Here is an 826-nt window from a genome sequence, read left to right as displayed (position 1 = left end):
CGCCTCTACCTGCTGCGCCCGCTCCTGCGCCTCACCCTCTGCCTGCTCTGGCTGATCTCCGGCCTGCTCGGACTCTTCACCCCGCCCAGCGCCTACCTGCCCGACCTCGCCGCCACCGGCCTGCCGGATGACACCCTCATCACCGCTGCCCACCTTCGGCGTGCTGGACCTCGCGCTCGCCGCCGCCCTGTTCCGAAACTGGCACCCCCGCCTCACCTTCTGGGCGCAGATCCTGCTGGTCGGCGGCTACACGGTCGGCCTGACGGCAATCGCCCCCCACCTCTGGCTCGATCCCTACGGCGCGCTGCTCAAGAACCTGCCCATCCTCGCCCTGCTGCTCACCACCCGCGCGCTAGATACGGAGCGCTAAAGCCCCTCGGCCCAGTGGCCAAAGCAGGGCGCGGGCTTCAACCCCGGGGCCGCGCCCGACCCTCCCCCCGGGAGGGCGCATTGATGGCGTCGCGCCCCCCTCAGACAGCCTTCAAACCTCTCAGAAAAGCTCAGGGCACAGGCGTTGCGACACGCCCTCCCAAGTCCGAGCGCAGCCCACTGTCACACCCACTTCGCCAAAGGCGGCAGGCTCATCAGCACGGCATTTGCATCATGCCCCGTGGCCAACCCGAACTTAGTGCCCCGGTCATAGACAAGGTTATATTCCGCATAGAGCCCGCGATGCACCAGCTGCACATCCTTCTCGGCCTCGCCCCATGCCATCCCCCGCCGCTTCTCCACCAGCGGCACATAGGCCGGCAGGAAGGCCCGCCCGATGTCCTGCACCAGAGCAAAATCCGCCTCCCAGTCACCCGAGTTGCGATCATCCATGAAG

The 826-nt window shown here is 67.6% G+C and carries 2 protein-coding genes; one reads left to right on the top strand and one right to left on the bottom strand.

Annotation, left to right across the window (positions count from 1 at the left end; genetic code table 11):
- Positions 1 to 127: 127 nt before the first annotated feature.
- On the top strand, positions 128 to 370 hold the full coding sequence (locus DYI42_RS23975; RefSeq protein WP_213549641.1) for a DoxX-like family protein: 243 nt from the start codon (positions 128 to 130) through the stop codon (positions 368 to 370).
- A 182-nt stretch (positions 371 to 552) separates the two neighbouring features.
- On the opposite strand, the gene DYI42_RS23970 is transcribed toward DYI42_RS23975, so the two are convergent.
- The coding region (locus tag DYI42_RS23970; protein ID WP_213549640.1) for a coproporphyrinogen III oxidase at positions 553 to 826 on the bottom strand (274 nt) is incomplete at its 5' end.

Source organism: Vannielia litorea (genome assembly GCF_018424695.1).
GTDB lineage: Bacteria > Pseudomonadota > Alphaproteobacteria > Rhodobacterales > Rhodobacteraceae > Vannielia > Vannielia litorea_A.
Note: the sequence above shows the minus strand (reverse complement) of the source record. Positions and strands in the feature narration are given on the sequence as shown.

Excerpts from the sequence above, each read along its gene's own strand:
- DYI42_RS23975 (WP_213549641.1), top strand. The coding sequence starts at position 128 with ATGACACCCTCATCACCGCTGCCCACCTTCGGCGTGCTGGACCTCGCG.